23 protein-coding genes, 6 tRNA genes and 1 pseudogene are annotated in these 25,076 nt (G+C 46.7%); 14 read left to right on the top strand and 16 right to left on the bottom strand.

Going from position 1 to position 25,076, the window contains the following annotated elements; translation table 11 throughout:
* Positions 1 to 9: 9 nt before the first annotated feature.
* Positions 10 to 666, bottom strand: coding sequence for a thiol:disulfide interchange protein DsbA/DsbL (locus tag Q0600_RS07380; protein ID WP_298758696.1), 657 nt, complete (start codon positions 664 to 666; stop codon positions 10 to 12).
* Between the two features lie 234 nt (positions 667 to 900).
* Here Q0600_RS07380 and Q0600_RS07375 point away from each other — a divergent pair, with 234 nt between their 5' ends.
* A complete protein-coding gene (locus Q0600_RS07375) occupies positions 901 to 2,748 on the top strand; it encodes an aryl-sulfate sulfotransferase (protein WP_298758693.1) in 1,848 nt (615 codons plus the stop codon).
* 463 nt (positions 2,749 to 3,211) lie between these two features.
* Positions 3,212 to 3,403 carry a hypothetical protein gene (locus Q0600_RS07370; protein WP_297915975.1) on the top strand — a complete coding sequence of 64 codons (192 nt, stop codon included), beginning with the start codon at positions 3,212 to 3,214 and terminating at the stop codon, positions 3,401 to 3,403.
* Between the two features lie 75 nt (positions 3,404 to 3,478).
* On the opposite strand, the gene menA is transcribed toward Q0600_RS07370, so the two are convergent.
* A complete protein-coding gene (menA, locus tag Q0600_RS07365; protein WP_298758688.1) occupies positions 3,479 to 4,381 on the bottom strand; it encodes a 1,4-dihydroxy-2-naphthoate octaprenyltransferase in 903 nt (300 codons plus the stop codon).
* 174 nt (positions 4,382 to 4,555) lie between these two features.
* On the opposite strand from menA, the gene Q0600_RS07360 reads away from it, so the two are divergent.
* Positions 4,556 to 5,386, top strand: a complete 831-nt coding sequence (locus Q0600_RS07360) for a pyridoxamine kinase (protein WP_298029051.1) — start codon at positions 4,556 to 4,558, stop codon at positions 5,384 to 5,386.
* A gap of 950 nt (positions 5,387 to 6,336) precedes the next feature.
* On the opposite strand, the gene hcp is transcribed toward Q0600_RS07360, so the two are convergent.
* From hcp to Q0600_RS07320, 8 genes are all read right to left on the bottom strand, one after another.
* Positions 6,337 to 7,665, bottom strand: a complete 1,329-nt coding sequence (hcp, locus tag Q0600_RS07355; protein ID WP_298758683.1) for a hydroxylamine reductase — start codon at positions 7,663 to 7,665, stop codon at positions 6,337 to 6,339.
* A gap of 274 nt (positions 7,666 to 7,939) precedes the next feature.
* Positions 7,940 to 8,014: transfer RNA gene (locus Q0600_RS07350), tRNA-Asn, on the bottom strand.
* A 14-nt stretch (positions 8,015 to 8,028) separates the two neighbouring features.
* A tRNA-Leu gene (locus tag Q0600_RS07345) sits at positions 8,029 to 8,113 on the bottom strand.
* A 49-nt stretch (positions 8,114 to 8,162) separates the two neighbouring features.
* Positions 8,163 to 8,239, bottom strand: a tRNA-Arg gene (locus Q0600_RS07340).
* Positions 8,240 to 8,254: 15 nt separating this feature from the next.
* Positions 8,255 to 8,331, bottom strand: a tRNA-Arg gene (locus tag Q0600_RS07335).
* Positions 8,332 to 8,337: 6 nt separating this feature from the next.
* Positions 8,338 to 8,414, bottom strand: a tRNA-His gene (locus Q0600_RS07330).
* Positions 8,415 to 8,419: 5 nt separating this feature from the next.
* Positions 8,420 to 8,496 (bottom strand) — tRNA-Pro (locus tag Q0600_RS07325).
* Positions 8,497 to 8,570: 74 nt separating this feature from the next.
* Positions 8,571 to 9,200: a non-canonical purine NTP pyrophosphatase gene (locus Q0600_RS07320; protein WP_298758680.1), complete on the bottom strand. Its 630-nt coding sequence runs from the start codon at positions 9,198 to 9,200 to the stop codon at positions 8,571 to 8,573.
* 105 nt (positions 9,201 to 9,305) lie between these two features.
* Between Q0600_RS07320 and Q0600_RS07315 the strand changes: the two genes are divergently transcribed.
* The 7 genes from Q0600_RS07315 to Q0600_RS07285 all read left to right on the top strand — a co-directional run bounded on the left by Q0600_RS07315 (position 9,306) and on the right by Q0600_RS07285 (position 16,999).
* On the top strand, positions 9,306 to 10,604 hold the full coding sequence (locus Q0600_RS07315; RefSeq protein ID WP_298758677.1) for an MFS transporter: 1,299 nt from the start codon (positions 9,306 to 9,308) through the stop codon (positions 10,602 to 10,604).
* On the top strand, positions 10,601 to 11,812 hold the full coding sequence (locus tag Q0600_RS07310; RefSeq protein ID WP_298758675.1) for a molybdopterin molybdotransferase MoeA: 1,212 nt from the start codon (positions 10,601 to 10,603) through the stop codon (positions 11,810 to 11,812). The genes Q0600_RS07315 and Q0600_RS07310 overlap by 4 nt, the downstream gene beginning before the upstream one ends.
* A 343-nt stretch (positions 11,813 to 12,155) precedes the next feature.
* Complete coding sequence (locus Q0600_RS07305) at positions 12,156 to 12,668, top strand: DNA-deoxyinosine glycosylase (RefSeq protein WP_298758672.1); 513 nt, start codon at positions 12,156 to 12,158, stop codon at positions 12,666 to 12,668.
* 163 nt (positions 12,669 to 12,831) lie between these two features.
* On the top strand, positions 12,832 to 14,043 hold the full coding sequence (locus Q0600_RS07300; RefSeq protein ID WP_298758670.1) for a toxin-antitoxin system YwqK family antitoxin: 1,212 nt from the start codon (positions 12,832 to 12,834) through the stop codon (positions 14,041 to 14,043).
* Positions 14,044 to 14,125: 82 nt separating this feature from the next.
* On the top strand, positions 14,126 to 15,232 hold the full coding sequence (locus Q0600_RS07295) for an MBL fold metallo-hydrolase (RefSeq protein WP_298758668.1): 1,107 nt from the start codon (positions 14,126 to 14,128) through the stop codon (positions 15,230 to 15,232).
* A complete protein-coding gene (locus Q0600_RS07290) occupies positions 15,225 to 15,788 on the top strand; it encodes a hypothetical protein (RefSeq protein ID WP_298758665.1) in 564 nt (187 codons plus the stop codon). The genes Q0600_RS07295 and Q0600_RS07290 overlap by 8 nt, the downstream gene beginning before the upstream one ends.
* Before the next feature lie 458 nt (positions 15,789 to 16,246).
* Entirely contained in the window at positions 16,247 to 16,999 is a 753-nt protein-coding gene (locus Q0600_RS07285) for a hypothetical protein (protein WP_298758662.1), read from the top strand.
* A 589-nt stretch (positions 17,000 to 17,588) separates the two neighbouring features.
* On the opposite strand, the gene Q0600_RS07280 is transcribed toward Q0600_RS07285, so the two are convergent.
* From Q0600_RS07280 to Q0600_RS07255, 6 genes and pseudogenes are all read right to left on the bottom strand, one after another.
* Positions 17,589 to 18,152, bottom strand: coding sequence for a ribonuclease HII (locus Q0600_RS07280; RefSeq protein WP_298758658.1), 564 nt, complete (start codon positions 18,150 to 18,152; stop codon positions 17,589 to 17,591).
* Entirely contained in the window at positions 18,149 to 18,574 is a 426-nt protein-coding gene (locus Q0600_RS07275) for an RDD family protein (RefSeq protein WP_298758655.1), read from the bottom strand. Before Q0600_RS07275 ends, Q0600_RS07280 begins: the two co-directional genes overlap by 4 nt.
* 96 nt (positions 18,575 to 18,670) lie before the next feature.
* Complete coding sequence (gene pyrE / locus Q0600_RS07270) at positions 18,671 to 19,282, bottom strand: orotate phosphoribosyltransferase (protein WP_298758652.1); 612 nt, start codon at positions 19,280 to 19,282, stop codon at positions 18,671 to 18,673.
* Positions 19,283 to 19,285: 3 nt separating this feature from the next.
* Positions 19,286 to 19,843 (bottom strand): ribosome recycling factor, encoded by a 558-nt coding sequence (gene frr / locus Q0600_RS07265; protein ID WP_298758650.1) that lies wholly within the window; start codon positions 19,841 to 19,843, stop codon positions 19,286 to 19,288.
* A 302-nt stretch (positions 19,844 to 20,145) separates the two neighbouring features.
* Positions 20,146 to 20,466: pseudogene (gene secG, locus Q0600_RS10580) on the bottom strand (preprotein translocase subunit SecG); the annotation flags it as partial.
* Positions 20,467 to 20,561: 95 nt separating this feature from the next.
* A complete protein-coding gene (locus Q0600_RS07255; protein ID WP_298758644.1) occupies positions 20,562 to 21,257 on the bottom strand; it encodes a Bax inhibitor-1/YccA family protein in 696 nt (231 codons plus the stop codon).
* Positions 21,258 to 21,389: 132 nt separating this feature from the next.
* On the opposite strand from Q0600_RS07255, the gene Q0600_RS07250 reads away from it, so the two are divergent.
* The 4 genes from Q0600_RS07250 to Q0600_RS07235 are packed head-to-tail and all read left to right on the top strand — an operon-like array spanning position 21,390 to position 25,035.
* Positions 21,390 to 22,058 (top strand): carbonic anhydrase, encoded by a 669-nt coding sequence (locus tag Q0600_RS07250; protein WP_298758640.1) that lies wholly within the window; start codon positions 21,390 to 21,392, stop codon positions 22,056 to 22,058.
* On the top strand, positions 22,024 to 24,138 hold the full coding sequence (locus tag Q0600_RS07245; protein WP_298758637.1) for a mechanosensitive ion channel family protein: 2,115 nt from the start codon (positions 22,024 to 22,026) through the stop codon (positions 24,136 to 24,138). Before Q0600_RS07250 ends, Q0600_RS07245 begins: the two co-directional genes overlap by 35 nt.
* Positions 24,131 to 24,304, top strand: coding sequence for a hypothetical protein (locus Q0600_RS07240; protein ID WP_005870938.1), 174 nt, complete (start codon positions 24,131 to 24,133; stop codon positions 24,302 to 24,304). Before Q0600_RS07245 ends, Q0600_RS07240 begins: the two co-directional genes overlap by 8 nt.
* Positions 24,304 to 25,035 (top strand): superoxide dismutase, encoded by a 732-nt coding sequence (locus Q0600_RS07235; RefSeq protein ID WP_298758634.1) that lies wholly within the window; start codon positions 24,304 to 24,306, stop codon positions 25,033 to 25,035. Before Q0600_RS07240 ends, Q0600_RS07235 begins: the two co-directional genes overlap by 1 nt.
* Positions 25,036 to 25,076: the final 41 nt, after the last annotated feature.

The raw sequence follows: 25,076 nt of genomic DNA, 5'->3' as shown, positions 1-25,076 counted from the left end.
GCTCGCGCCCTATTTTTTGAGCAGCTCTTCGATTAGCTGCGCCATGCCGTCGATGGAGCTGATGGACTTCGTCATGATGAGGTATTTGCCGTTTACGACAAATGCCGGCACGCCTTGGATCTTGGCTACATCGTAGCTCTCGTCCCATTTTTTAAGCAGTTCGGCGACCTTTGGATCCTCCAGCTTTTTTTGATAGTCCGCCTCGCTGATGCCGGCCGCATCAAGCCCCGTCTTTAAAAACGCAGCCTCGTCTTTGCCGTCGCTCCAGCGCTGCTTTTGATCGTGATAGGCCTTGTAGTAGGCAAATTTCGCCTTTTTAAACAGCGAGTTTTCATCTAGCAGGCTCACGCCTTTTTCCTCATCCATCACGACCAAAACGGCAAAAATTTTACTCGCTGCCTCGCCGTATTCGCCCTTGGTTTTTAGATGAAATGGCACGTATTTTAGCCCCGCGACTTTTTCTACGACCTTCGGCGTTACGGTCTTGTCGTATTTGTAGCAAAACGGGCATGCGTAGCTAAATACCTTAACTAGCGTGTTTTGCTCGACTGGTAGCGGCTTTTGCAGCTTTACGTAATCCTCGCCCTCGGTAAACGCGGTCGCGCTAAGGGCGCCGAACATCGCAACGGCTAGAAAGCCTTTGCTAAATTTAGAAAGTAGGTTCATGGAGTGCTCCTTAAAATGATTTTGTTTGCGTTAATTTTATATCCTCTCGCCGCCGCAGAACTCACGCTAAGATAAATTTTAGATTAAATTTATAAAATTTCGACTAAATTTTGGCACAAAAGCCAAAATTTGAAATTATTTTTTACAATTAAGCAAGTTTTAATAAACGCGTGATTTCTACGTTAGCGAGGTTGATTAAAATTACGATATCAAACCAATTCAAAGGAGAATAAGATGAAGCGAACTCTTTCCTCATTTGCGCTAGCTGTGGCGCTTTTAGGCGGTCTAAGCACGGCCGCGCTGGCTATCGGCGGACCTAGCGGCGCACACATCGACTACGCCGTCCCGGGCAAGATCGGCGAAGTAGTCGTTAATCCATACGACATCGCGCCTCTAACGGCGGTGATCAAAAACGGCGGCTATACGCTAGCAAACGCGAAAGTCACTATCGTGCCAAAGCCGGGCGGTCAGGTTATCAGCTATAAAGTCGCCGACAAGCACCTGCGCACTCACGGCGGAATTCCCGTTTTCGGACTATATCCTGACTATCAAAACACCGCCCTGGTCGAGTATGATAAAATTTATAAAGGTGGAACCGAGCACGTAAAAGAAAGTTATAAAATTTACGCGCCTGCTATTTATCTAGAAAGCTCGGGCATGCCGTCTCAAAAGGGCGCGCTGTTTGATAAGATCGAGGTCGTGAAGGCTCCGAGCGCGAAATTTGCAAACCGCCTCTACTATGTAAATAACTTCGTAAATAAAACCGGCAAAGGCACCAAAGTCGTGTGGAACAACCCCGCAGGCGGCGCGATCGAGTGGAACTACAGCCCCAATAACTTCATCCTAGACACCAAAGGCGAAGTGCGCTGGTACCTGGAGCCGAGTAAAATTTACGACCTCAAGCAGCCTTTTTCCGCGGGCGTCATGATGGGCTTTAAGCAAAACGACGACGGCGCGATGACGTGGGGATACGGCCAAAGATACGCCAAATACGACATAATGGGTCGCGAAATTTTTAACCGCGAGCTACCTGCGAGCTACAATGACTTCTCGCACTCTATGGACGTGGCGCAAAACGGGCATTATTTCCTCCGCGCGGCAAACGCCAACTATAAACGAGCCGACGGTAAAAACGTCCGCACGGTCCGAGACGTCATCGTCGAGGTCGATAGAGACGGCAACGTCGTGGATGATTTTAGGCTGTATGAAATTTTAGATCCGTATCGCGACATCGTGTTAAAAACGCTCGATCAAGGCGCGGTGTGCCTAAATATCGACGCTAGCAAGGCGGGCCACACCGCGAGCACGGACGAGCTAGCCGCGATGGATACGAACGAAAAATGGGGCGACATCGTGGGTTCGGGCCCTGGACGCAACTGGGCGCACGTAAATAGCGTAGACTACGACCCAAGCGACGATAGTATCATCATCTCCAGCCGCCACCAAGACGCCGTCATCAAGATCGGCCGCGACAAAAAAGTCAAATGGATAATGGGCGCGCACAAAGGCTGGAAGGACCAGTTTAAAGATTATTTGCTCCAGCCGGTAGATAAAGACGGCAAAAAGATCGTCTGCGAGGACGAGTACTCAAAATGCCCGGGCTACGAGAGCGAGAAGGGTGGATTTGACTGGCAGTGGACGCAGCACACGGCATTTCGAATCGATAGCAAGTCCAAAAAGGGCGTCGTGTATCTCACCGTCTTTGACAACGGCGACACACGCGGTATGGAGCAGCCTGCGATGACGGGTATGAAATACTCCCGCGCGGTCGTTTATAAAATCGACGAAAAAGCTAAAACCGTCGAGCAAGTCTGGGAATACGGCAAACAACGCGGCAGCGAGTGGTATAGCTCGGTTACTTCGCTAGCGCAGTATCAAGACGACCTTGATAGCGTGATGGTTTACTCGGCGGTTGCGGGCATGCAGTTTGACATCGCCAAAGGTCGCCCGGTCGGCGTACCTAGCCCTCACATCAATGAGTTTGAATGGGGCGCAAAAGAGCCTAGCATCGAAATCAAAATGACCAACGCGATGGGCTATCAGGCGTTTCCGTTTAGCCTAGAAAAGGCGTTTGAGAAGTAAAATTTTAAAATTTAGCGGTCGCGTTTTGGGCGCGGCCGCTTTTGTTTTAGATTATGGTCAAATTCTACACATCTACTCGATAGAATTTCATCCGAATTTGCTAAATTTTATCCCTCGGTACGGCAAAATTTAGCCGAAAACATAGCTCTTTATTCTAGATAAAATTTAATCATCGGATTTGCGATTTCGCGCTCTGCTTTTGCTATAATTTCGCTCTGCTAAAATTAATAAGCGTTATTTCGGTATAGACGAGCTAGTGCACGGTTTGGATGAAATTTGCATCCCGCTTGAGGGCGGGGGACGACGGGTATGAGGTTAATGCGCCCAAAGGATATTCGTGCGGCAAGGCGGCGCAGCAAAGGAGAAAGAGTGGAAAAATCTAGAAAAAAGGAACTCAAAAAGCTCGCGGCGTAGCGGCAGCGAGATGCATTTGAAAAGAGCCTGTCTATGAATAGGGCGGAGTTTGAGGGGCTATTTGAGTTCTTGGGCTAGAGCTTGGCGCATCGCGACTGCGACGGCACGCATAGGCTCATACTGGATTTTGCGAGCTCGCCGCGTGCCGAATGAGGCGGCGGTTTTGGACTTTTGCGAGCAAAACGGCGGATATTGCGACCGCGAAGTTCTAAACAACGTGCAAAATTGCTTCGAATTTTAAGGGGCTATGTGCAGAAAGACATGGTTTTGCCCCTGCATCGCATTTCGTAAATTTTTATCTGCGCGGCATTTAAATTTAGCCTAAAATTTCCCCGATAAAAAACAGCGCCGACATCGCAAACGTGCATAGTGCGACTACCTTTAGCTGTCCGTCGAAGTCGCGACACTCCCGCACTTTTAAGACGAAAAATAGGTGCCAAATAAGCGGCGCAAAGCTAATTACGTAGAGCAGTCTCACGCCCGAGTCGCCGCGCAAAAGCGAGTAGCAAAGCATCAATCCCGCTCCGCCCGCGATCAGCGCGTAGTGATAGCGTTTGGCCGCGGGCAGCCCGATACGCACAGGGATCGTGCGCTTGCCCTTGAGCGCGTCATTTTGCACGTCGCGCATGTTGTTTAGATTTAGCACGGCGGTGCTTAGCATCCCACACGCGCACGCAGGTAGCAGCAGCGCCGCATCAAGCGAACGTGCGTGTAAAAAGTATGAGCCCAGCACGCTCAAAAGTCCAAAAAACAAAAACACGAAAACGTCGCCGAGCCCCCGATATCCGTATGCGCCGGCTCCCACGGTGTAGCGGATCGCAGCAAATATCGACGCGCCGCCTAGCGCTAAAAACAGTAGCACGAGATAAAACCGCTCGCCGAATGCCAAAACGCTTAGCGCGAGGCTCGAAAATGCCGAAAGCAGCGCCGTAGCGACGATGACGCGCTTCATCTGCTCCGCGCTCATCTGCCCAGTTTGGATCGCGCGGCGCGGCCCCAGCCTACCATCGTCGTCGGTGCCCTTTACTGCGTCGCCGTAGTCGTTGGCGTAGTCGCTAAGTACCTGAAACAGCAGCGTCGTAAGCAGCGTCAGTGCGAAAATATCCGCTCTAAATACGCCTGCGCCGTATGCCGCGCCGCTACCGAGCAACACGCCCGAGACGCTAAGCGGCAGCGATCTAAGGCGAGCTGATGCGTAAAGAGCCTTTGCGGTTATCATTTTTTGCCTTTTGTTGATTTTTGGAGCCGAATTTACGGCGAACCCGAGATAAAATTTAGCGGAAAAACGCCAAAAATATCATAAATTTAGACTATTCATAGAGTAAATTTTATTTAAATTCGCCTTTTTAATATAAATAGCGGTAAAATAGAGCCAAAAATTTTAGGAATTGTGATGAAAAAAGTTCTTACCGTTCAAGATATATCCTGCGTGGGCAAGGTTTCGCTGACCGTCGCCTTACCAATACTAAGCGCGATGGGGATGAGTACGAGCGTGATCCCTACGGCGGTTTTATCGATGCATACGGGCTTTTCGGGCTACACCTTTTGCGATCTAAGCTCTCAAATACGCGCGATCATGGCGCACTGGAAAGACCGCGGAGTGGTATTTGACGGCATCTACACGGGCTTTTTGGGCTCGGCGGCACAGATCGAGATTATGGGCGAGCTATTTGCGAGCTTTGGCGGCGCAGGCAAGACCATTTTGGTCGATCCTTGTATGGGTGATAACGGCGTGTTTTATCCGGGCTTTAACGAGGATTTTGCCCGCATGATGGCGCTTCTGTGCGCTCAAGCCGACGTCATTACGCCCAATATCACCGAGGCCTGCGCGATCACCGGGGTGCCGTACCGAGAGGACGCAGATAGAGATTTCATCATGGATCTGCTTGCGCGCCTTAGAGAGCTTGGCGCTAGACAGGTTATTTTAAAGGGCATCGGCTACATCGCCGATCAGTGCGGGGTTTTTAGTTACGACGCGCGTACGGGTAGGACGAACGAGTATTTTCACGAGCTGCTGCCGGTTAAATTTAACGGCACCGGCGATATTTTCGCAGCCGTAGCCTTCGGCGCGATAATGCGCGGCAAGTCGCTAGAAACGGCGGTTCGAGTCGCTGCGGACTTCGTCGTCAGCACGATCAAAGAGACGATGAGCGACGAGGAGCGCAAGGACTACGAAGGGGTCGATTTCGAAGCGATAATTCCCGAGCTGGTGAGGAAAATCTAAGTTCTAGACGGATTTGGAACTCGCCGCGCGGACAGCGGGTTTACGGTAGAGCTTTAAAATTTTACCATAAAAAATTCCTAAATTTTATCTGCTGCGTGAAATTTTAAAATTTCAAAATTTATGTGTCGTGTGAGGCGTGGAATTCTATAGGCGATGTGGAATTTTAGAATTCATGCATTGCACGGACTTATAATTTTATCTCCTGCATAGAATTTTAAAATTTGCACCGAAGTAAAGATGCGAAATTTATCACTAGCACGGAATTATAAACGCAAGGCTACAGCGAATTTATCTGCTTGCGAGTTTGAGCTGCATTTTGAAATTTCGTACAAAATCTGCTTAAAATTTTATTCCTGCGAGTCGTGCGCCATGCACTTATAAAATAATCTCAAAATTTATGAGTAAAATTTAGATTAAAATCCATATTTAAATTCTGATTAAAAATCCTGTGAAAATACTATATTTATTTAAAATTTTAACATTACGCAGACTATACTCGCCTAAATAGAACAACAAAATACTATATTTATTTAAAATTTTAACGGCACTAAATTGCAATATCTGATAGCGAAAAATGAGATGATACGGAAAATTTTATGAGATACCAAGCATCAAGACGGCTACACTATAGCGGTTACTATAAGCGGTAGCGATACGGATAAGATAAATACTTACACAGAAAAAGAAGGATTGTAATAGCAAAGACGATTGGAATTTGAATGTGTAAAAAAGCACTTAATTAAATTTTTCTAATCATTTGGCGAGATTATATGATTTTAAAATTTAAATTAAGAAGGACGGCATAGTCGTGAAATTTAAATATGAGCGTCGGGCGCAAAATAGCCGCGGAGTGGATCGGCTAGCTCCGCTAAAAGCGCCATATAAAGGGTAAATTTAAAATCGAAGCTTTGCCGAATTTTAAATTTACCCGATTTGCCTCGCTATTAAATTTATTCGCCCAGGAAGTATTTCAGATCCGTCTGCGCGTCGCCGCTGATTAGGCGAAGACCGAAATTTTGCACCAAAAAGCCCAAAATTTCGTCGTTGAAAAACTCAGGCACCGTAGGGCCTACGTTGATATTCTTAACGCCTAGGCTAAACAGCGCAAGCAGGATGATGACCGCCTTTTGCTCCATCCACATCAGCACGATCGAGACCGGCAGGTCGTTTACCGCGATGCCCGTAGCCTCGCTAAGTGCCAGGGCGATCTTGACCGCGCCGTTGCTGTCGTTGCACTGGCCTAGATCGATATATCGCGGAAGCTCGGTGTCTGGCACGTTTCCGAAATCCACGTCGTTGAAGCGGAATTTGCCGCAGCTGGAGGTCAAAATCACGCAGTCCTTCGGCAGGCTAAGCGCTAGCTCGCGGTAATACTCGCGTCCTTTGCCCGGTGCGTCGCAGCCTGCGATGACGAAAAAGCGGCGGATTTTGCCCGATTTGATCGCGTCTAAAATTTGCGGCGCGAGGCTCAAAATCGTCTTATAGTGTCCGCCCGTCACCAAACTCTCGTCGCTGTCCATGCTCACGTCGCCGCACGCAAGCGCACACTCGATGAGCGGCGTAAAATCGTCGTTTTGGATATGTTTGATGCCGTCGGTGCCCGCGATAGAGTAGCCAAACAGCCTGTCTGCGTAGCTACAGGACGAGCGAAGCGGCACGATGCAGTTGGTGGTCATCAAAATCGCGCCTTTAAATTCGTTAAAAAGCTTGGTCTGATCGAACCACGCCTTGCCGACGTTGCCCTTTAGATGCGGATACTTGCGAAGCTGCGGATAGCCGTGCGCAGGAAGCATCTCGGAGTGGGTGTAGATATTGATGCCTTTGCCCTCGGTCGCTTTTAGTAGCGCCTCAAGAGCGTGCAGGTTGTGCCCGCTAACCAAAATCGCCTTGCCCTCGACCTTGTTTTGACTAACCTTAACCGGGGTCGGTACGCCGAATTTTGCGGTATGCGCCTCGCTTAAGATATCCATCATCTGCACGCCTGCGCTTCCGACGGCCATCAGCTGCGAGATATGCTCGTCAAAGTTAAAATTTGAGTTCGTCAGCGTGAAATACAGCGTGTCCGCCATGACGGTATCGACCGCGCTAGTATCGGCGCCGAGCTCGTGCGCGTGGTGGCGGTAGGCGCTAAGGCCCTTAAGCCCGAAAACCATAGTGTCTTGAAGCAGGCTTAATGTGGAATTTTTGCCACAGGTGCCGCGGTCTTGGCCTTTGGCGCCGCAGCCCTCGGGCGCGCTCATTTGGCACTGATGACAGAACATCTCTAGATTGTCGCTCATAGAAAATCCTTTGTAAAAAAATTTAGTTGGTAATTTTAAGATTTTATTTAGGCAAAAAAATTGATTATAATCAAGAAATGGCTAAATTTTATCAAATTTATTTACAAAATGAGAATTTTAAATTTTATAAAAGGTATTCTAGATTGCTTAGAAAGTATAACGAGAAATTAGAATATTAAAAAATTTCTGGAACAAATTTTTATAAAACTAAGAAAACTTAAAGCTCTTTAAACATTGATAAAATCAGGGGTCTAAAGGAATTTTTGAGTATATATGGCTCCGGATGCTGGATTCGAACCAGCGACCAAGCGGTTAACAGCCGCCTACTCTACCGCTGAGCTAATCCGGAACGCGTAGAATGGATGGTGCGGATGAAAGGACTTGAACCTTCATGCCGTGAGGCGCCAGATCCTAAGTCTGGTGTGTCTGCCAATTTCACCACATCCGCAAAAAAGAAAGCGCATATTAGCCAAAAAGCTCTTAATATGAGCTTAATATGGTACGCCCAAGAGGATTCGAACCTCTGGCCTACGGCTTAGAAGGCCGTTGCTCTATCCAACTGAGCTATGAGCGCAAAATATCAAATCAGTGGTACGCTCGAAAGGAGTCGAACCTTCAACCTACAGATCCGAAGTCTGTTGCTCTATCCAATTGAGCTACGAGCGCATAAAGTGGGGTGAGTTGTGGGAATCGAACCCACGACCCTCAGGACCACAATCTGATGCTCTAACCTACTGAGCTAAACTCACCACAATGGTCGGAGCGAAAGGATTCGAACCTTCGACCCTCTGGTCCCAAACCAGATGCGCTACCAGCCTGCGCTACGCTCCGTAGATTTTCGTGGATTGAATGAAAAGCGTATTATATATATTTTTTCTTAAATTCCGCTTTTTACGGCTCTAAATTTAATGAAATTTAGCAAGTCTCATCTGTTTTTCTAAATTTTTCAATAAAATTCGCATCAGCGCCAGTCCCTTCGTGCGGTGCGAAATTTTAAATTTTACCTCAGCGGGCAGCTCTCCGATCGTGCGGTCAAATCCGCGCGGAATAAACATAAAATCGTATCCGAATCCGTTGTGACCGCGCTCTTCGCAGATCGCCGTGCCGTACATAAAACCATGCGTGCAAAACTCGTCCAAATCGCATTTTAGCGCGATCGCCGCCGTGTAATGCGCAGGGCTCTCCTCTAGCTCCAGCGCGCGTAGGCTAGCGGCTAATTTCTCGCGATTGCTCGCATCCGTCGCGCCTGAGCCGCTAAAGCGCGCCGAAAATATCCCCGGAGCCCCGCCCAGCGCGTCCACGCAGATACCGCTATCATCGCTTAGCACGAAAAATTCGCTCTGCAAATTTTTACTTTTTAGCGCCTCATACACTGTGCGAACTTTAATAAGCGCGTTTTGTTTGAAGCTCGTGCCGCATTCGTCGATCTCAAAAGGATCCAGCACCTCGCCGAGCGCGCACACGTCGTATCCCGTGAAAAATTCTTTTATCTCTTTTACCTTATTTTTATTGCTCGTCGCAAGTAAAATTTTCATCCGCTCTCCTTAAATTTAAGCCGCCATTTTACCCAAAATCAAAGAATTCGTTACGATTTTTGGCTATAATCGGCACAAATTTCATATTATTTGAGGTCTAAGATTATGCTAAAAAGCGTTCTTCCGCTTAGTTTTATCATCGCTACGAGGTTTTTTGGATTATTTATTTTACTGCCCGTGCTTAGCCTGTATGCATTGAGCTTGAACGGCGCGAACGAAAGCTTAGTGGGGCTACTTTTTGGAATTTATGCGATTATGCAAGTGATTTTGCAAACGCCATTTGGAGTGCTAAGCGATAAGATCGGACGTAAAAAAACCCTTGCGATAGGGCTAGCGCTTTTTATCGTGGGCGCTTGCGTTTGCGCGGCGAGCGAGAGTATTTATACGATGATTTTTGGGCGCTTTTTGCAAGGCTGCGGTGCTGTAGGAGCCGTAGCTACCGCACTAATTAGCGATTTTACGCGAGAGGAAGAGCGCGGTAAGGCGATGGCGGTAATGGGCGCGATGATAGGCGTGAGCTTTGGTGTCGCAATGATTTTAAGTCCGCTTTTAAGCGCTAAATTTGGGCTTGCCAGCCTATTTCATCTAAGTTCGGCGCTTACGCTTTTATGTTTGATGCTGCTTTTTTTCGTAGTACCCACCGAACCGCATATCCGCTCCCTGCGCCAAAAGGTCCCGCTCGGCTCACTTTTGAGTGACAAAAATTTAATGCTTATGAATTTAACGAATTTTTTTCAAAAAGCTTTCATGACGGCAGCATTTTTTCTAATTCCAATTTTGCTCGTGCAAAAATTCGGACTTTCCAAAAGTGATTTGACCAAAATTTATGCTCTAGGCGCTATTTTCGGCTTTACCGCGATGGGCGCGAGCGGTGCTTTAGGCGAAAAGCGCGCGCTAGCTAAGCAAATTCTACTTATCGGCATTTGCTTTTTCATCGCTTCGTATTTGATTTTTGCGTTTGCTAGCGGGGCGAGCGCTTTCGTGGTGGGTGTGATGCTCTTTTTCGTGGGATTTAACGCGCATGAGCCCATTATGCAAAGCCTTGCGTCCAAATTTGCCAAAGTCGCTCAAAAAGGCGCTGCGCTTGGGATTTTTAATTCGTTCGGATTTTTTGGCAGTTTTTTGGGCGGGCTATGCGGCGGCGCACTTTTTGGCAAAATTGGCATCGAAGCGCTAGGCATTGGCGTCGCGGTTTTGGGTGTGATCTGGCTTGTGCTACTTTCTAGGCTGAGCGATCCGAAACTTTTTAAGAATTTATACTTTCCTAAAGGCGGCGATTTTTCCGCACTACAGGGCGTCAAGGGTATTATTGAAATTTACGAGACCGATAGCGAACTTGTTGTGAAATTTAACTCGAAATTGATAAATGAAGATCAAATTTATAAAATCGTAGGAGGCAAATGATGGAATTTGAAAAATTTGAAAGCGTGATGGAGCGCTTCGCAAACACGGTGCAAAAGTCCTCGCGCATCGAAAAGGTCGCGATCACGCAGGCGCTAGGGCGTATTTTGGCAAGCGATGTCGCGGCGCCTTTTAGCACTCCGCGCCGTCCGACCGCCGCGATGGACGGCTACGCGCTAAAGGGCGCGGATCTGAGCGAGGGGGCGAAATTTAAGATCGTCGGCACGACGCCTGCAGGCAAGATGCCTGGCGCCGCGGCAAAGGCGGGAGAATGCGTCAAAACCTTCACCGGCGGGCTTATGTGCGAGGGTAGCGACACGCTTCTGCCGATCGAAAACGTGCAGGTACAAGGCAGCGAGATCGTCGTCACAAAACCCGTTTCAGCAGGCTTTGCCGTGCGCGCGGCGGGCGAGAGCTACCGCGAGGGCGAGCTTTTGCTTAGAAGCGGCACGAAGCTCGGCTTTTCGCAGATCGCGCTGCTAGCCGAGCTAGGACTATTTCACATAAGCGTATTCGTCCGCCCAAAAGTAGCGATCCTTGCCACCGGCAGCGAGATCAAGGACTTCGGCGAAAGGCTCGAAAACGACGCTCAAATTTATAGCTCTAACCATATCGCGCTTGCAAATTTAGTAACGCAGCTAGGCTGCGAAGCGATGATAATGCCTCTAGTACGCGACGACGAAAAAGAGCTAGAAGGCGCGATCCTATCGGCTTTACAGAGCGCCGACATACTTCTAACAAGCGGCGGAGTGAGCGTCGGGGACTACGACTTCGTGCAAAGCACGCTGCAATCAAAATTTGAGCTCATCGTAAAGGGCGCGGCGATCAAACCGGGCCGCCACGTGCGCGTAGCCAAAACCGGCGAAAAATATATCTTCGCGTTCCCAGGCTTCCCGCTCTCGGCGCTTATTACGTGCATTTTGTTTCTGCGCGTATATTTGCAAAAATCCTTCGGCGTGCGCGAAAACACGGAATTTAGCGCGATCTTAGATCACGACTACGTAAAAAAAACGCCGTGGCTGGAGTTTATGCCCGCCGTTTTGCAAAACAGAGAGGGGCGACTTTTTGTTAGCCTACAAAGCAAAAAGCAGGGCTCCAGCGCGATTTTGAACAATTTAGACGACGATAGCGTCCTGCTCGTCGCACCGCTAGAGGTCAAAGAGCTCAAAAAAGGCGAGCTCGTGCGCGTGATCTTGGTACCTAAAATTTAGCGCGCAGCAGTTCGGAGGCGGCTGCGACGGCGGACGGAATTTAACTGCCGCGAGGGTTAAAATTTTGCCATCGCGAGGCGTTAAATTTGGCTGCGAAAGCTCTACTTTGTGGCTTTGAAAAGTTGAAATTTAGATCCAAATCGCGCGTCGAGGCGGGCTCATTAGATTTTTTACTGCGCACCACTATACGGCGAGTGTGCTAAAATTTTTACCATCGCACAATTTCAGCTCCAAGCTACTTCGCGGGCGAAATTCGGGTATTTGCGAGAGATAAAGCGAAAATGAAAGATAAATTTTATAGCGCTCCGGCGGGCGTTTTCGGCGAATACAAAGCAGGCGTAAAATGAGCCAAACTCACCCTTTTAAGCCGATTTTCGATGAGAATTCTAAAATTTTAATCCTCGGCTCTTTCCCCTCCGTCATTTCTCGCAAGCTGGGATTTTACTACGCAAATCCGCAAAATCGCTTTTGGCGGGTGCTGGCGCAAATTTTAAACTCGCCGCCGCCTACGAGCACGGACGAAAAGATAAAATTCCTGCTCGCCCGCCGCATCGCCATCTACGACGCTGCGATCTGCTGCGAGATAAAGGGTTCGAGTGACGCCAAAATGACCGCCGTCGTGCCTGCGAATTTAGAGCCGATCTTTAGCGACGCGCGTATCGCGCAGGTATTCGCAAACGGCGGCAAGGCGCACGAAATCTGCGAAAAATACCTAAAAACTCAAATTTTAAGCGCAACGGGCAGAGAGCCGATCAAGCTACCCTCGACTAGCCCAGCGAATGCAAATTTTAGCTTTGAAAGGCTCGTGCGCGAGTGGACGGCTGTAGCCAAAACGCTAAAGAACGACCAAATTTAGCGCTCAGTTCCGTTAAACGGCGCGCGAAAGACTTACGGGTACGGCTTGCGCTCTGCCCGCATCATAAACCAAATCCACGGCCCAAACTCCGCGAGGATTTATCTAAAATTTAGCTTCAAATTTTAAAATTCTTCAAATTTAACCAAGCCAAAGGAAGCAAAATATGAAAACTCACAAAGCCGCGCAAAATTCGCTCAATTTGGGCTTAAATTTAATGCGAAATTTTAGCTTTCCAAGCGCATTAAAGTTCCTGCTTCTGCTTCCGTTTTTGGCGCTAGGCGCGCAAGCTCTGGAGCCAAAAATCGTAATGCAACCCGAGCCGAGCTTAAAAAACGGCCTGTATTTCGTAGCGGACAAGCCCTACAGCGGGACGCTCAAGGTACTGCATTATAGCGCCGAGGATCTCTACGACGTAAATTTTATGGGCGTCGTCTATCCCAGAGCAAAGCCGCTGCCGCCCACGCTAATCCGCGAGATCGACGTAAAGGACGGCACTGCGATGCTTCAGCGCGATTACTTTGACGGCAGAGATAAGCCCTCAAACGAATATCCGCTAAAAAACGGCATGTACGACGGCGTCGCTAAGAGCTACTACGCAGACGGCGGCGAGCTGAAGTCGCAGAGCGAATACAAAGCCGGCAAGCGCGAGGGCTTTTACAAGCTGTATTATCAGGAAAGCGGCAAGCTAAAGCAGCAGGGCGCGTATAAAAATGATAGACGCGAGGGCGTTTTCACCGACTACTACGAAAGTGGCGAAGTAAGCGCGCGCCATCCGTATAAGGGCGGGCTGCGAAACGGCAAGGACGTGGATTATTACAAAAGCGGCAAAGTGCGCGGCGTGCGAACATACAAAGCGGGCAAGCGCCAAGGCACGGAAAAATGGTATTACGAAAGCGGCGCACTAAAGCAGACTGGCGCATACAAGGACGACAGCAAACAGGGCGTTTGGAAGTTATTTTACGAGGACGGCAAGACGCGCGTAGTCGAAAATTTCAAAGACGGCGAGCGCGACGGCGCCGTACGCGAATACTACGCAAGCGGCGCGCTGCAGGGCGAATACGAGTTTGAGTGCGGCAGGCAAACGGGCACGAGTAAGCAATACTACGCAAGCGGTGCGCTTGCGGCGAAGGTGATGTTCAGAGACGGGCGCAAACACGGGCTATACGAAACTTACCACGAAAACGGCGCGCTCAAGGCTAGAGTTACGTTCAAGGATGGCCTGGAGACGGGTACGGCGAAGCACTACTACGCAGACGGCAAGCTCGAAGCCGAGGGCGAGTTTGAGCACGGAAGGCTCGTGCGCGCCAAAAAATACGACGAAAGCGGCAAGCTAATCAGCGACAAATCCGATAAAAACGGACTAGCGAGGGAGTAAAATTTGGGAAATTTAAGGACTTGATGGCATCTAGATTAGACAATCGTTGTATAATAAGAGCAATAAAACTCAAGAAATAGAAATGAATAATCAAAAATTTGGATATGAGATAGACTTTTTGCCAGTGGGCGATGGTGGTAGCGGAGATGCAATAGCTGTTCGGTATGGTAATCCTGGGAACTATAAAGTTATGGTGGTAGATGGGGGAACAAAAGAATCCGGTAAACAACTCGTAGAACATATTCGAAAGTATTACGAAACGAACTTTGTTGATTATGTAGTAAATACACATCCAGATAAAGACCATGCTTCTGGGTTAACTGAAGTTCTACAAAATTTAGATGTTGGCGAGCTTTGGCTGCATAGACCTTGGCACTACATCAGGGATATTATGAACCATATAAATCAGAATTCGAATTTGATACTTGACGGCAGGGTTACTGAAGACAGTTTACGCAGAAAATTTGAAGACGAATATTATAGATATGCAAAAGAGCTAGAAGATATAGCTTTAGATAGAGGAATTGCCATGGATGAACCATATACGGGCTGTCAAATAGGAAGTTTTTACGTTTTATCACCATATATTAATTGGTATTTATTTGATTTGATCGTAAATTCTGATAAAACAGAAGATATAAAAATACTAGCTGCAAAAGAGAAATTATTTCATGCACTAAAAGATATATCGTTTAATATTGCAGAAAGCTTTGGTTTAGAAACGTTAAGGGAAGGTGGTAAAACAAGCAACGAAAACGAGAGTAGCGTAATTTTATACGCAAAATTTAATGACAACGGCATTTTATTAACCGGCGATGCTGGAAATATTGCATTAAATCGCGCGTACAATTACGCTATTAGTTGCGATGTTGATATTTCGCAAAATTTGAAATTTATTCAAATTCCACACCATGGAAGCAGACGAAACGTTAGTCCTAGCATCTTAGACAAAATAGTGGGTAGCAGAGGCAAACAGCCAAAAGAATCCATAAGTGCTTTCGTATCGGTTGGAGAAAATGATCCAAAGCATCCAAGGCGCGTTGTTACGAATGCTTTTATTAGACGCGGATGTAAAGTAATAGAAACGAAAGGTAGTGCTAAGCGGCATCGCGATAATATGCCTGGTAGAGTAGATTGGATTGCGGCCGAACCAGCTCCATTTTACAGCAAGGTTGAAAGTTATGACTGATTTAAAACTTTTTGGTGCATATAATCTTTGTGCCAGATTTGCCCCTGGATTTTTGTTTATAGTTTCGATATATATCTTAAAAGGCTATGATTTAACTAAACTAGAGACTAATAGCTTTGTCTATATTGTAGCGATAGCAATCTTGTCTTTTGCTTGTGGATCTACTTCTGCTAGCATAATAAAAATAGCCGAGAGATCGTTTTGGGGAAAATTTGGCAATCCAATAATCATTTATCTAAAATGTTATAAAAAAGACCTATACGACAGTCTATTCGAAAAATTTAAAAATGACGATGTAATAAAAACCGAAATTTTAAAAATAACTAGAAACGATGAAAAGCTGCTGTGGAAAAATATCTCATACGGTTTTTTTAGAAATTCTATTTTGCTTTCTATTATTGGTTTTTATTTTTCGTATTTAACCGGATACTTTTGTATAAATCTTATGGTTTGCTTTTCTATTATAGTTATGACTCTTTTATCTACGATTTTGTATGCTCAGCAAGCTATTGAAAGCTATATTGAAATTAGTAGTACAAGAGCTTTAGATAAATAGAGCTAAATATTTTATGGAACTATATCTAGTTAAAATTTTGTTGAGTTTAAGATATAAATTTCTATGAGCGATAGGATGGGGGGGCGACACTCAAATGCGCGTCGGTTTTTCAGAAAACAAGTACTTGAGATGAATGGCTGACTCTCGAACAGATCGGCATATGTTTGGGCAGAAACAGTCACGTGAAATTTTATATGAGCGATCAGACGAAAATAGTCCTACACTCTGACTCAAGCGATTTGTGGTGCTCGGTGTAGGGGACAGAAGGAGATTGTTTGGGTAAGACCAGAAAAACTCTCGGGCGCATACTACAGCTAGGTGTCAGGTCAATATCGGATGTGTATTTGAATAGAGCGGTCGATTGGTAAGATTTTATAAAATTTAAGCTCTAAATTTTCCCGTTTTTAAGGAGGGGGGGGGGTAGCATTATTTTCAGAATTTATTTCAAAGGAGTGAAGATGAGATATGCACTAGGTGTCGCGCTTGCGACGTTAATTTTTACGGGATGCGGCGCAGACGAAGTAGAGCTCGTGAAAAACTACACTTTGCCTGATTTCAAGTCTATGAGTATCGGCACGGCAATCGAGGGCTCGAAAATGTGTAAAAATATCACGTGGAGCAGAGAGGAAAACGGCGGATTAAAGACAGTCAAAATGGTTTGCGACTTGGATATGGAGAAAGTACTGGCAAATATTATAGAATCAAATAAAAAGCGCGAGCAAGATATGTTGAGCCGTATTTTAGATAGCGCTATGATCTTTTATGGAGGAAAGACTTATGATAAGCAAGATCTGCTTAAGATAGCGAACGAGCATTGCAAAATAAACGATGCGAAATTTCAAGAAACGATCAAGACTAAAGGGAAAATAGCTTATGACGATCAAAAAATGCTAGTTGATTGTGACGATAAGCTAAAAGATGAAATATTAAAGCCCGGCGATTCTAGAATTAACGAAACAAATTCTATGGGTGAGATTATGATGTTTTTGAAAGAAGCCGTTTATTTATCTCAGCTAACACCCGAACAAGAAAAAGCGCAGCTAGGAAAAGCGGCAAAGCTATCATCCTCCACGATTGAGCTAAATTTTGTGGTAAATGCCGACAAGAGCGTAAGTCTGTCCGATAAATTTAAATTTACTCAAGACGGCAAAGAAGATTCCAATAATAGAATAAGCTCAAAAAATATTCTTGCGGGCTTCTACGAAAGATAAAAAGACTCTTTATTCACGGCTAAATTTTGATTAAATTTAAAATTTAGCCGCCTTTTTATATCAAAATTTCATTCAAAATTTTACGTGGATTTTAAATTTAAAGTGCCATGCTTCTCCCGTCGTCGAGGTTAAATTTTAAGCTTTATTGCGGCGTGCGGACTGAATTTGTGCTGCGAGGAATTTTAAATTTTATTCAGCATACTGCGCGGCGCGGATAAGCTAGCGAGCCGAGCTTGCGGTTTTAGATAAAATTTCGACCTTATACGGACTCTTGCAAGATACGAAAGTGCGGTTAAAATTTCAAAGAGCGGTGCAAGAGCAGGCTTCAGCCGCGGGCGTGGGCTGAGGAAGTGCGGTTAAAATTCTGAGGAGCTAGCGAAAAAGCGTATTCGCCTGCCAAAACTAGCGATTATCGTATCGGCTGAAATCAGCGTGCTTTGCATTCAAATATGAGTTTCGGCGCCGTTTGCCGACGGAATATCGGTCGAAATCAGTGTACTTCGTCTTTGGATATTTAGTTTTGCACCGTCTAAAATATCAATCGAAATCGGCGGTTTTTCCTCGCCGATCAAGTAAGCTTGCTGCCGCATTAATCAAACAGTGAGGGTTGCAGCGATTTGATCTTGTAGCTTGCACGGTGAAACGGCGTGAGCCCGTACCGCTCGATCGCCGCGATGTGCGTGCGCGAACCATAGCCTTTGTTTTGCGCAAAGCCGTATTGCGGGTAGCGCTGCGCGAGCTCATACATCGTGCGGTCGCGCGTGGCCTTGGCAAGGATGCTCGCCGCGCTTACTTCGGCGATTTGCGCGTCGGCCTTTACGAGCGTCTGAAGCCCGCGTACGCCGAAGGTTGCGTTACCGTCGTAGATGATCTGTCCGCTAAAACCCATAAAATACGCGAGAATCTGCTCAAGCGCCGATCTTAGACATGCACTGAGTCCGATCTCATCGACCTGTGCGCTTGAAATTTCGACGATTTTGTAGCGCGAGTTTTTGGTGATCTGGGCGTAGAGCTCCTCGCGGCGCTTTTCGCTTAGCTTCTTGCTATCGGCAAGGCCTGCGATTTCGCGCGCTAGCACGCAACCCGCGACGCAAAGCGGTCCTGCAAGGCAGCCGCGCCCCGCCTCGTCGATGCCGCAAATTTGCCCGCTCACTGCGCGTCCTTTCGCACGACTGGCGCGGCGCCGCTTAGCAGGTCGTGTAAGTTCAGCCTGTCTTTGCGAAAGAAGCAGATCAAAAGCCCGATGACGCTAAAGCCCGCAAGCACGAAGCATCCAAAGCGAGTTAAGGCTCTAAAGAAGCTTACTTTGCGTCCGCTGCGAACGTCGATGAGGTAAAGCCCCGTGAGCTTGTAGCCAGGTGTCTGGGCGCTGCGAGTGTAGAATGCTGCGCAAATAGCGCCGTAAGCAAGCCAGATAAGCGCGATCGCGGCTTGGTTGTGCCACAGAGCCTCTTTCGAGCCCAAGACGAGATAAGTAACGCCGTAGAATAGGGGCATCGCGATGATGAAAAGATCGACGATGAAGGCCTTTATGCGCAGAAAAATCGGTGAAATTTTAGCTTTTTGTTTTGCCATTTTACTTCGTTTCGGATTAAATTTTAAAATTCCGTCGCGCTAAAGCCGAAGGATAAAATTTAATCTCGTTGCGGTTTGTTAGCAGCAAATCGACACCTAGTTTCCGCGACTGCCGGGCTTGATCGCCTTGCTTCCGGCAGCACAAAGCGGGCAGGTCGCGGGCTCGTAAATTTCAAACTCGAAATTGCCTAGCGCAAAAAACGGCTTATCTGCAGGCAGCTTGGCGCCAGCTTTAGCGACACTGCCAGCCAAATTTGCAACCTTGCAAAATCCGCGATTGGCAAGCGCAGCAAAGCCCACGACCTCTCCGCCTAGGTTTTCGATGAGCTTTGCGCTTTCAAGAGCAGAGCCGCCCGTCGTGATGATGTCCTCACAGATGATAAATCTCTCGCCCTTATGCACTTCAAAGCCGCGGCGCAGGCTCATTACGCGATCCACGCGCTCGGTAAAGATGAAGCGCTTTTTCGCCGCGCGAGCTAGCTCGTAGCCCGCTAAAATTCCGCCCAGCGCGGGCGAGCAGACGCTATCAAACTCTACGCCTGCTTTTTTGATGATTGTGGCAAGCTCGTCTGCGAGCTGCCCTGCTAGCTGCGGATCTTCAAGTACTTTGGCGCTTTGCAGATAGAATTCCGAATGGTTGCCGCTTGAAAGTAGAAAATGCCCTCGCAAATATGCGCCGCAGTCGCGATAGATTTTTTCTATATTCACAGCTCAGACCTTCAAAAGCTCGGCTTCTTTGGCCTTAACTGCGTCGTCGATTTTACTTGAGTAAGAGTCGGTGATCTTTTGCACCTCGTCGTAGCCCTTTTTGGCGTCGTCTTCGGAGATCGCTTTGTCTTTTTCGAGCTTTTTGATTTCGTCGTTAGCGTCTTTGCGGACGTTGCGAATGCCGATTTTGGCCTTCTCGCCCATCGCTTTGGCCTTTTTTGCGTTTTCTTGGCGCTGATCGAGCGTCATCGGCGGGAAAAACAGCTTCACGCTCTCGCCGTCATTATTCGGATTGACGCCGATATTTGCCGCTGCGATCGCGCTTTCGATCGCCTTTAGTATCGGTTTCTCCCACGGCGTGATCGAAATCGTTACCGCATCGGTCGAAAGGACGGTCGCGACTTGATTCAGCGGAGTTTGCGAGCCGTAATAATCCACAAAAATATGATCCAGGATCGCCACGCTCACTTTACCGGTACGTAGCGTCGTAAAGTCCTTTTTCAAAGCCTCGATAGCTCGATCGCCGTTTGCTCTTTGCTCTTTGTAGATAGCTTCTAGCATTCAAATCCTTTAAATAAAATTTGCGAAATTATAGCGTTAAAAAAATAAGAATAGCATTTAAAAGCGCGGATTTTGCGCTTTTAAATTTTAAAATTTAGAGTTTATTTGGTTGTATTTTGATCTGCGGAAGCAGCGCTGGCATTGGTATCGCTTGATGCTTGCGACCGAGCAGGCGCGCTAGCTGCGGTAGTATCGGTCGCAGGAGCTGCGGGCGCTTCGATTTTCGTATCCGTCGCATTGGTCTCGCCGCTAATTATTGAATTTGACTCAGTGCTTGCCGGAGTAAAATTAGGCTTTGCGCCTGAAGCTGGGATGGATGGCACACCGGGGACAGCGTTTGGCACGGATTTAGTAGCATTCGCTTCGATCTTGACGCGATCGACTACGGAAGATTTAGCATCTTGCTGATAGAAATACGCAAGCACGAGTGTATTTATCACAAATAGAATTCCCATTGCGGCGGTAAATTTAGCTAAAAACCCCGCCGGTCCCTTCGCTCCAAATAAGCTTTCGTTGCTTCCGCTGTATGCGCCAAGCCCGATAGAAGAGCTCTTTTGCAGCAGGACGGAGATCGTAATTATCACGGCGAAGACGACTTGTAAAACCAAAAATAACGTAGTCACTATAAAAACCTTTTGAAAAAATTGAATTCGCGATTATAATAAAAGATTTATAAATTTTAAGTTAAGAGTGCACCGCGCGAAGCGGTGCATAGAATTTAGTCTCTGCTTGCGCCGAAAATTCTTAGCAGCGAAAGGAAGAGGTTGTAGATGTTTAGATACATACTCACGGCGGCCATTATCGGTGAGGTATAGGTGCCGTTTATGATGTTTTTAGTATCGTAGATGATATACATCGAAAAGACTAAAGCCGAAAACGCGGCAATCGCTAGATCAAGCATAGAGCTTTTGAAAAAGAAATAGTTCAAAAGGCTTAGGCCGATAATGGCTATAAGCGATATGAATAGCGGCTTGCCCCACGAATCGAAGCGAGTTTTGGTATTCATCGCATAAACGGTAAGCGCACCGAAAGTCACCGCAGTAGCTACGAAAGCCTGCGTCACTACGCTACCTGCGCCCGCTGCGATATATATAGCGATCAGTTTGCCTATAGTAAGGCCGGTGATAAAGGTAAATGCAAAAAGTAAAACTAGCGCGATCGTGTTGGCGCCGCGATTTACGGCTGCTTGCATACCAAAGATCAGTCCCATCAAAAGTATTAGATATACGATCGGATTAAGAGCTAAGCTAACGCCGAAGTTCATCGCTACGAAAGCTCCCGCGGTAGCGGCCACCATAGAGGCGGTCAAAAGCGCGTAGGTTTCCTTGATGGTCTTAGATATCCGTCCTTGTTCCAGTGATGCGTCCGATAGTTCATAGCCGTCCGCGTAATTTCGTCTGTCGTATAGACTCATATTTTTTCTCCTTCTTTTGATTTATGAGCGGGGAGTTTAGCGAAAATTTGGTAAATATATAATTAAAAATTCCCAGAATTCTATCTATTTATGAAAGTAATATATAATTCCCGACTTTTTTAAGGAGAAAGTATGCCCAGCCAGTTAATAAATGGAGCTATTAAATTTATGGAAGAAAATTTTGCCGAGCATGCCGAGCTTTTCGGGAGTCTGGCAAATCATCAAAAGCCCCACACGCTTTTTATCGGCTGCTCTGATTCGCGCGTGGTGCCAAATCTAATTACTTCGACGCTTCCAGGAGAGCTTTTTGTTGTACGAAATATTGCAAACGTCGTTCCTCCATACCGCATTAGCGAGGAATTTTTAGCGACTACCTCAGCAATTGAATACGCGCTGTATTCGCTAAATATCAAAAATATCATCGTTTGTGGGCACAGCAACTGCGGAGGCTGCGCGGCGCTGTTTTATGACGCAAAAAAGCTCGAAAAAATTCCAAACGTAAGGCGCTGGCTAAATTTAATGCAGCCTGTAAAAGACGAGGTCGAAAAGCTAAAAGATATCGGTGCCGACAAGCGCGAGTGGATCACCGAGCGATTAAATATTATAAATTCCATGCAAAATTTACTTAGCTTTCCTGGCATCAAAGACGCCTACAAAAACGGCGAGATTAAAATTTACGGCTGGCACTACGTCATCGAAACGGGCGAGCTATTCAACTACGACGACGAAGGCGCGCATTTTACGCTATTAAATAAGGGGATGGATTATGAAAAAATCTATAATCAGCTTTTTAACGATTAGTCTTTTTAGCACCACTTTAGCATTTGCAGATCTCAACACGACCGGCGAGGGAAGCTTTGTAGAGACAAATTCTTCCGCGCCCGAGGCAAATCTTACTTTAGAAAACAACAAAACCGAGATCAAAAAAGAGGTCGCTAAAATTTTATCCAAATCCCTTGGTGCAGAGGATGGCAATAAAACTGAAGTAATAAATATGATCGCAGAAAAGGTCGCTAAAACGGAGACTTCGCAGAAAAAAGCTCCTAACGGCGAGACGCTTATCTCTGTAATCAAAGAGATTAAAAAGCTAAATTTGCAGCGCAGCTCCCTGCTTAACGGCGGCGATGCCAACGCGAGCAAAAACGAACTGGATGCCATCGATCGCAATAAAGCTAAGCTCTTTGATCGCCTACCTTTTGCGATTACGCAGCAGGATATGGATATCGAAAGCATAATATCGTATGCGCAAAATAAAAAGAACATCCAAACTACGCTAAAAAAATACGCTAAAAAGCAGAGCTCTCCCGAATACGTAAATGCAAGCGCGGATTTAGAAAAAATGGAAATGGCGGAGATCTTTTATACCTCGCTTATGAAAATTGAGGATATGTTTGTAAACGGCGCAAGCAGAAGCGCGCTTGAAAGTGAGCTGAGTAGCACGCTACTAAATATCCAAACTAGGGATTTTAGCAAACTTAATGATTTGAAAAATAATCTAAGCAGTCAAGAGCAGATAGACGCCTTAGAGTCTAAAATCAACGATTTGAAAAACGACAAGCAGACCTACGACGAGGTGCTTACGTATCTGTCGCGAAATAGCGATCTACTCGCAAGCAGCGTGGTTTTTACGAGCTTAAATTTTAAGTCGGTGATCGATTATATCAACGATAAAATTCCGTTTAAGCTCAGCCACGTAAATTTCGGCAAGCTCATTCTAATCACGCTGATTACGCTATTTTTCTACTCGCTTCGCAGGCTGCTTGCCAACATCATCTATTTCGTATTTAAATTCTTTAATAAAAGCTTTTCCCTGGATAGCGAAACTCTAAAAACGCAAGTAGTGGGCATTATCAAGCGTCCGATGGGTATTTTGCTGATCGCTTATTCGGTCGATATCTGTCTTAGTATATTTTATTATCCGGCGCCTGTGCCGATAAAATTTGCAAATTTATTCTCGATCGTTTACGTGGTACTTTGGGCATGGCTCATCATCGAAATCATCGATGGCTACGGCATTGTCGTGCTTGGAAACATCACGAAAAAAGGCGTCAGAAAAGATATCATAAATCTAGTCGTTAAAATTCTATATGTCATCGTAATCATCATCGCCGCACTTTTGGTACTAAAGCGTCTAGGCTTTGACATCTCGGCGCTTATGGCATCGCTTGGAATCGGCGGACTTGCGATCGCATTTGCGACTAAGGACATCATCGCCAATTTCTTCTCATCCGTGATGCTATTGTTTGATAACTCGTTCTCGCAAGGTGATTGGGTCGTATTAGGAGACATAGAAGGAAACGTCGTAGAAACGGGCTTTAGAAAGACGACGATCAGGACCTTTGATAACGCTCTTGTTTTTGTGCCGAATTCCAACATAATGGCGCAAAATATCAAAAACTGGAGCCGCAGGAAGGTAGGACGGAATTTAAAGCTTACCGTGGGCGTCGAATACGGCGCGAGCACGGCTCAACTGCGAAAGTGCGTAAACGACATCAAAGAGATGCTAAAATCTCACCCAGGCATCGCTCAATCTGCAGATACGGCATTAAATTCTAAAGATTTTCGTATGCGCTATAGACAAAATATGGTCTCTATCGACGATTTAGCGGGCTATAAAAGCACTATGTTCGTGGCGTTAGATAGCTTTGGCGATTCGTCTATTAACATTTTAGTTTACTGCTTCACAAAAACCGTAATATGGGCAAATTTTATCCAAACCAAAGAGGATGTTTTATTTAAAATAATGGAGATCGTGGAGCAAAACGGGCTATCGTTTGCCTTCCCATCGCAGAGCGTTTATATCGAAAATATCCCGGAAATAGCAAGCGAATGCGTAAAATCAAAAGTAAATTCCAACGACAAAGGAGAGCAAAATGGCTGATTTCGATGACTTCGAAGACGAAGAGTTCGATGAGGACGAATACGAGGACGATGATTTAATCGGAGGCGACGAGAGTTACAACTACAACTACGACGAGGACGATTACAGTTACGAAGACGACGACGGTTTTAATGATTATAGCGATTTGGACAGCGAGGATTATTAGTGTTTAGATCCAGGGCGCTGCCTTTTGATCCGCGCACGAATAAAATCGCGAGCTTGCAGAGTTTGAAATTTCACCACGGCGGGCTTTGCGAGGACTACGTCTCCGCCCTAAATCGAGACATTGCGGATACGCCGATACAAAACGCGGATCTTTTTACGATCATCACGCAGTCGTTCAAGGCCGCGCGCGGCGAGGAGTGCAATTTTGCGCAAATTTTAAAGCTCTATCGGATCTGCCTAGGTTTTAGCCGTATTTTTAACAACGCCTCTGAAATTTACAATCACGATTTTTACTTCGACTGCATCGCGCAGCCAAGCGAGCCTAGTGGCGAGCTCGCGGATGCTTTGGCGCAGGCTTTCGGCGGGATGGAAAATTTTAAAAGCGAGTTTTTAAAGCGCGCGATGGGGCTTTTCGGCAGCGGCTGGTGCTGGCTTGCGTGCGACGAGCGCGCGGCGAATTTAGAAATCATCACGACGCAAAATGCGGACACGCCGATCGTGCGTGGTAAAATTCCGCTTTTAGCCTGCGATCTTTGGGAGCACGCCTATTATGTCGATCATCAAAATGCGCGCAAGTCCTACGTGGAGAATTTCCTGCACTTTGCGGACTTTGGCTTCGCAAGCGACGCCTACTTCCAGGCGAAAAAGCAAGGACTTGACTCCGTAAAGCTCTACATCGGCGAGCTTCACCCCGTCGTATCTTCGCGCTGCGATTGCGGCTGCTGCGGATAAATTCGGGCTTTTACCGAGTAAACTTTAGCGCTGCGGATTTT

It is taken from the genome of uncultured Campylobacter sp., assembly GCF_938041645.1.
Taxonomy (GTDB): Bacteria; Campylobacterota; Campylobacteria; order Campylobacterales; family Campylobacteraceae; genus Campylobacter_B.
This window is presented reverse-complemented; position numbering and strand designations above follow the sequence as displayed.

Coding starts and splice junctions, on each gene's coding strand:
- Q0600_RS07380 (WP_298758696.1), bottom strand. CDS start 666: ATGAACCTACTTTCTAAATTTAGCAAAGGCTTTCTAGCCGTTGCGATG.
- Q0600_RS07375 (WP_298758693.1), top strand. CDS start 901: ATGAAGCGAACTCTTTCCTCATTTGCGCTAGCTGTGGCGCTTTTAGGC.
- menA (WP_298758688.1), bottom strand. CDS start 4,381: ATGATAACCGCAAAGGCTCTTTACGCATCAGCTCGCCTTAGATCGCTG.
- Q0600_RS07360 (WP_298029051.1), top strand. CDS start 4,556: ATGAAAAAAGTTCTTACCGTTCAAGATATATCCTGCGTGGGCAAGGTT.
- hcp (WP_298758683.1), bottom strand. CDS start 7,665: ATGAGCGACAATCTAGAGATGTTCTGTCATCAGTGCCAAATGAGCGCG.
- Q0600_RS07320 (WP_298758680.1), bottom strand. CDS start 9,200: ATGAAAATTTTACTTGCGACGAGCAATAAAAATAAGGTAAAAGAGATA.
- Q0600_RS07315 (WP_298758677.1), top strand. CDS start 9,306: ATGCTAAAAAGCGTTCTTCCGCTTAGTTTTATCATCGCTACGAGGTTT.
- Q0600_RS07310 (WP_298758675.1), top strand. CDS start 10,601: ATGATGGAATTTGAAAAATTTGAAAGCGTGATGGAGCGCTTCGCAAAC.
- Q0600_RS07305 (WP_298758672.1), top strand. CDS start 12,156: ATGAGCCAAACTCACCCTTTTAAGCCGATTTTCGATGAGAATTCTAAA.
- Q0600_RS07300 (WP_298758670.1), top strand. CDS start 12,832: ATGAAAACTCACAAAGCCGCGCAAAATTCGCTCAATTTGGGCTTAAAT.
- Q0600_RS07295 (WP_298758668.1), top strand. CDS start 14,126: ATGAATAATCAAAAATTTGGATATGAGATAGACTTTTTGCCAGTGGGC.
- Q0600_RS07290 (WP_298758665.1), top strand. CDS start 15,225: ATGACTGATTTAAAACTTTTTGGTGCATATAATCTTTGTGCCAGATTT.
- Q0600_RS07285 (WP_298758662.1), top strand. CDS start 16,247: ATGAGATATGCACTAGGTGTCGCGCTTGCGACGTTAATTTTTACGGGA.
- Q0600_RS07275 (WP_298758655.1), bottom strand. CDS start 18,574: ATGGCAAAACAAAAAGCTAAAATTTCACCGATTTTTCTGCGCATAAAG.
- frr (WP_298758650.1), bottom strand. CDS start 19,843: ATGCTAGAAGCTATCTACAAAGAGCAAAGAGCAAACGGCGATCGAGCT.
- Q0600_RS07255 (WP_298758644.1), bottom strand. CDS start 21,257: ATGAGTCTATACGACAGACGAAATTACGCGGACGGCTATGAACTATCG.
- Q0600_RS07250 (WP_298758640.1), top strand. CDS start 21,390: ATGCCCAGCCAGTTAATAAATGGAGCTATTAAATTTATGGAAGAAAAT.
- Q0600_RS07245 (WP_298758637.1), top strand. CDS start 22,024: ATGAAAAAATCTATAATCAGCTTTTTAACGATTAGTCTTTTTAGCACC.
- Q0600_RS07240 (WP_005870938.1), top strand. CDS start 24,131: ATGGCTGATTTCGATGACTTCGAAGACGAAGAGTTCGATGAGGACGAA.